This is a genomic window from uncultured Enorma sp., from assembly GCA_905210055.1.
GTDB lineage: Bacteria > Actinomycetota > Coriobacteriia > Coriobacteriales > Coriobacteriaceae > Enorma.
This window is the reverse complement of the sequence record CAJLVH010000154.1, coordinates 1-4,123: the sequence shown is the minus strand read 5'-3', so window position 1 is coordinate 4,123 and position 4,123 is coordinate 1. Positions and strand designations below refer to the sequence as shown.

Genomic DNA, 4,123 nt, shown 5'->3' with positions numbered 1-4,123 from the left:
CGCCCGGCCAATATCCCCCGTCCCCCTTGGCTGGCGCCCTGCACGCGCTAGAGCTCGTCGGTATCGAGCACGATGGTAAAGGGGCCGTCGTTCACCAGCTCAACCTTCATATCCGCAGCGAATGTGCCCGTCGCCACGCGAGGCACATCCCGACGCACGAGCGAGACGAAGTATTCGTACAGGGCGTTCGCGTGCGCGGGGTCGCCTGCCGCCGTAAACGAGGGACGGCGACCGCGGCGGCAGTCTGCATAAAGCGTGAACTGGGAGACCACGAGCACATCCCCGCCTACGTCGTCGATCGAGCGATTCGTCTTACCGCACTCGTCCTCCATGATGCGCAAAGCGAAGATCTTCTGCCAGAGGCGCTCGGCCTCCGCTTGGGTATCCGCAGCCCCCACGCCGAGCAGGATGAGGTAACCGGCGCCGATGCGCGCGGTCTCGACGCCGTCGATCGTCACGCTCGCGCGCTGCACACGCTGGATGACCGCCCTCATCGCGCGGAGCCTTCCATGTCGGCATCGTCCGGCACGGCGCACGCAACCGGCGCAGCGCTCTCGCCCGCCACCACGCCTGCCCCGAGCTTCGAGCACAAATCCTGCAGTGCATGGAACCGATGGCTGATCGCATTCTTCTCCTGGGGTTCGAGCTCGGCCATCGTCTTGCCCGGCGTATCGTTGGGCAGAAAGAGCGGGTCGTACCCGAAGCCGTGGTCGCCGCGGCCTTCGTGCCCGATCATGCCCTCGCAGAAGCCCTCGCCCATGGTCACAAGGCCGCTCGGCTCGATAAAGGCGATGGCGCTCGCAAACCGTGCCGTGCGCCCGGCGTCCTCGACACCTTCGAGCTTGGCGAGCAGCTTCGCGTTGTTTGCCGCATCGTTGCCGTGCACACCGGCGTAGCGCGCCGAATACACGCCCGGCTCGCCATCGAGCGCATCGACCATAAGACCGGAATCGTCCGCGACGGCGGCAAAGCCCGTCTCGGCCACGGCGGCTTCCGCCTTGATGATGGCGTTCTGGGCAAACGTCGTGCCCGTTTCCTCGGGGTCGTCGAAATCGCCGAGCTGCCCGATTGCAACGAACCTCGTTCCCGGCAGCGCCGCGCCCAGAATCTCCTCGATCTCTACGAGCTTGTGCGCATTGCCGGTCGCGACCACCACGGTGTGCGCGTGATCGAGCGTCGTCGGATCGATTTTTTCCAGTGCCATATGTGCCTCCGTATTGTCGGCCCGAGCTATCAGATACAGGCGGGATCCCGCACGCTAGTCGCGAAACGCCGTGACCTCGTTTTGCAAATCGATGAGCTTCTTGATGCCCGCATCGCCCAGATCGAGTAGACGCAAGAGCCGCGCGCGGTCGAACGGTGTGCGCTCGCCCGTACCCTGAATCTCGACGATCTCGCCCGTATCCGTCGCCACGAGATTCATATCGATTTCTGCCCGCGAATCCTCGCGATAATCGAGATCCAGCAGCTCGCAGCCATCGACCACGCCCATCGAAACGGCGGCAACCTGGCCGGTGAGCGGAAGGCGCGCGATCTTGCCCGCGTCGACCCATGCCATGAGGGCATCGTGCAGCGCCACCCAGGCTCCCGTCACGCTCGCGGTGCGCGTGCCGCCATCGGCCTGGACTACATCGCAGTCGACCGTCACCGTGAACTCACCGAGGGCGCGCAGATTCGTGACGGTACGCAGGCTTCGCCCGATAAGCCGCTCGATTTCCATGGAACGTCCCTTGCGGTTGGCGCGCTCACGAGAACTGCGGCGGTTCGTCGCCGCCGGCAGCATCGCGTATTCAGCCGTAACCCAGCCTGCACGGCTCGCCTTGCGCCAGCCCGGAACGCCTTCCTCGATCGTCGCCGCGCACAGAACGCGCGTGTTACCGAACTCCACCAAGCACGACCCGAGCGCGTTGCCCATGACGTCGCGCGTGAGCGCCACATGGCGCATCTCGTCCGCCGCACGACCACCCAAGCGGTCGATCTCCATATAGTCCATGATGCTCCTTATCGTGAGTCTGTGCGATGTTGATACATCCCAAGCCGGCACCATCCAGCCTGGCAGGTTGTATCAATGCAGCACTTCCAGCTCGTCGATACCCACGTGCTCGATACTGCGCAGAGGCCTGCCGAAGATGAAGCTTCCCGCCGCGGCGAACTCTGCGATGTTATCCGAAGTCGTGGCGAAACGGTGCTCGGGTACCGCGACCTCGCCGGCGAGCTGCCCACGGCGGCTCAGGATATCCGTGAGCTCGCGCGTCGTCTCCTCCGCGGAAGACACCACGCGCACTCCCTTCCCCAGCGCCTCGCGAATCGGGCGCGCAAGCAACGGGAAATGCGTGCAGCCCAAAACGACGGTGTCGACATCTGTCATGGTGATGGGAGAAAGCGTGCGCGCCACCTCGTCGCGAATCTCGGGCGTATCGAAGATGTCGCCGTCTTCGAGCCAACGTTCCTGCAGATGCGCTCCCGTCGCGAGCTCGCGCTCGACGATCTCCACAAAGCTCGGTGCCGGGCAGCCGAATACCTCGACGCTCGCATCGAGGTTGTGGATGGCGCGCGCGTAGGCACCCGTGCGCACGGTAAGCGGTGTGGCGAGTACACCGACCTTGCGCGTACGCGTGGTGTTGATCGCCGCACGGGCGCCCGGCGCGATCACACCGATCACCGGTACCGCGAGCGTCTGCTGCGCGATCGAGAGCGCGGCGGCGGTGGCGGTGTTGCACGCGATCACGATGATCTTAACATCGTGCGCCTCGAGCCATCGCCCCGCTTCGAGCGCGAAGGTGCGCACCTCGTCCTCGGTGCGAACGCCGTAGGGGCAGCGCTTCGTATCGCCGACGTAGTAAATCGATTCGTGCGACAGCGTGGCCGCGATGGAACGCGCCACGGTAAGGCCACCCAAGCCGGAATCGAAAACGCCGATGGGTCGCGCGTCATGTGCGGCAGGCAGGTTGGCAGCATACCCCGCGAGCGAGCCCGGCAGCTTCACGGAAGAGGTGTTCAACATACGTTACCGCCCGATCGCTTCGAGCAGGCTGCACATGCCCGCAACCCATGCATCGACCGTCCGTCCGGGCGCGACGAAGGCATTGTCGTGCGCGGCAAGGAACTCCTCCGCGCCGGGATCTTTCAGCCCGTTCTCCACCATGATGAAAAGACCCGTGTAGTCCGCCATGAGGAAATCCGAGGCGGCGTCGCCGATACCGATCGTCTCCTCGCGCGGAATACCCATGATCTCGCAGAACCGCTCGATGCCGCGACCTTTGTTGAGTCCCTTCGGCATGACGTTGAATGCACGGCCGCGCACACCCTCGGGCAGCTCGAGCGTGGTGGGAGCGGAGATGTAGTTCAGAAAGCCGTTATCCGCCCAATCGAGCGCCATGCCCGATGCGTTGAGCAGAGCAATCGCCTCTTCGTCTGGAATCTCCCCGCGCAGGCCGATGGTTACCTCGCGATGCTTGTAGCCGGCGGACATATCGTTGTGGTATTCGAGCATGCCCGGATAGCGCGTGATGAACGCCTCGCAGAGCCCCGTCTGCTCGATGACCTCGTGCGGCGTGAGGCCGCAGGAAGGGTCGTACTCCATCTCTGCCGTGAAATACTCCCAGGTATCGTGCGAGAGGTCGGTCATCACGATACCGCCCATCTCGCTAATGAACGCGTTCAGGCCAAGGAGACGGGTATCTTCGCGCATCATCGCACGGTTGCGACCGGAGGTGGGGACGACGGAGACGCCAGCTTGCTTGAGCTCGATGAGGGTCTGCACGAAGTCGAGACTCGGCTCCCCTGCCGCGTTCGCAAGCACCGTCGAGTTCGGCCCCATCATGGTTCCATCAAGATCGGTGAACACATAGCGCATGCGGGCAAGACGCTCACGCAACTCGCCGGTCGGCACCTCGGGCAGATACGGGATATCCATGATTCCTCCGCGACGTCGTTTGCACGTGCCTTTATCATAGCCGCGCTACAAGCGCGCGAAGCCGCGCCGGTCGCAAACGCACCGCATTTCCGCATGGGCGGGAACGGGCGAGCGTCAGCGCCTGCCGTCGCGTGGAATGAAGCTGCCCGCTGTGAAAGCCCCCCCTGTGGCGCGCCCAAACCAAAAAGCGGCTCCGTCGCCGGAGCC

At 64.4% G+C, this 4,123-nt stretch carries 5 protein-coding genes; all 5 read right to left on the bottom strand.

The genetic code is table 11. The features are described 5' to 3' along the window. Window positions 1–47: 47 nt before the first annotated feature. Window positions 48–494: a D-aminoacyl-tRNA deacylase gene (gene dtd / locus QZ079_RS08350; RefSeq protein ID WP_297037415.1), complete on the bottom strand. Its 447-nt coding sequence runs from the start codon at window positions 492–494 to the stop codon at window positions 48–50. Further along, window positions 491–1,204, bottom strand: a complete 714-nt coding sequence (gene rdgB / locus QZ079_RS08345) for an RdgB/HAM1 family non-canonical purine NTP pyrophosphatase (RefSeq protein WP_297037414.1) — start codon at window positions 1,202–1,204, stop codon at window positions 491–493. The genes dtd and rdgB overlap by 4 nt, the downstream gene beginning before the upstream one ends. Before the next feature lie 54 nt (window positions 1,205–1,258). Next, window positions 1,259–1,993, bottom strand: coding sequence for a ribonuclease PH (gene rph, locus QZ079_RS08340; RefSeq protein WP_291289147.1), 735 nt, complete (start codon window positions 1,991–1,993; stop codon window positions 1,259–1,261). A gap of 72 nt (window positions 1,994–2,065) precedes the next feature. After that, window positions 2,066–3,004, bottom strand: a complete 939-nt coding sequence (gene murI, locus QZ079_RS08335; RefSeq protein WP_297037412.1) for a glutamate racemase — start codon at window positions 3,002–3,004, stop codon at window positions 2,066–2,068. 3 nt (window positions 3,005–3,007) lie between these two features. Continuing rightward, on the bottom strand, window positions 3,008–3,916 hold the full coding sequence (locus QZ079_RS08330) for an HAD family hydrolase (RefSeq protein WP_291289149.1): 909 nt from the start codon (window positions 3,914–3,916) through the stop codon (window positions 3,008–3,010). Window positions 3,917–4,123: the final 207 nt, after the last annotated feature.

Coding starts and splice junctions, on each gene's coding strand:
- rph (WP_291289147.1), bottom strand. CDS start 1,993: ATGGACTATATGGAGATCGACCGCTTGGGTGGTCGTGCGGCGGACGAG.
- dtd (WP_297037415.1), bottom strand. CDS start 494: ATGAGGGCGGTCATCCAGCGTGTGCAGCGCGCGAGCGTGACGATCGAC.
- murI (WP_297037412.1), bottom strand. CDS start 3,004: ATGTTGAACACCTCTTCCGTGAAGCTGCCGGGCTCGCTCGCGGGGTAT.
- rdgB (WP_297037414.1), bottom strand. CDS start 1,204: ATGGCACTGGAAAAAATCGATCCGACGACGCTCGATCACGCGCACACC.
- QZ079_RS08330 (WP_291289149.1), bottom strand. CDS start 3,916: ATGGATATCCCGTATCTGCCCGAGGTGCCGACCGGCGAGTTGCGTGAG.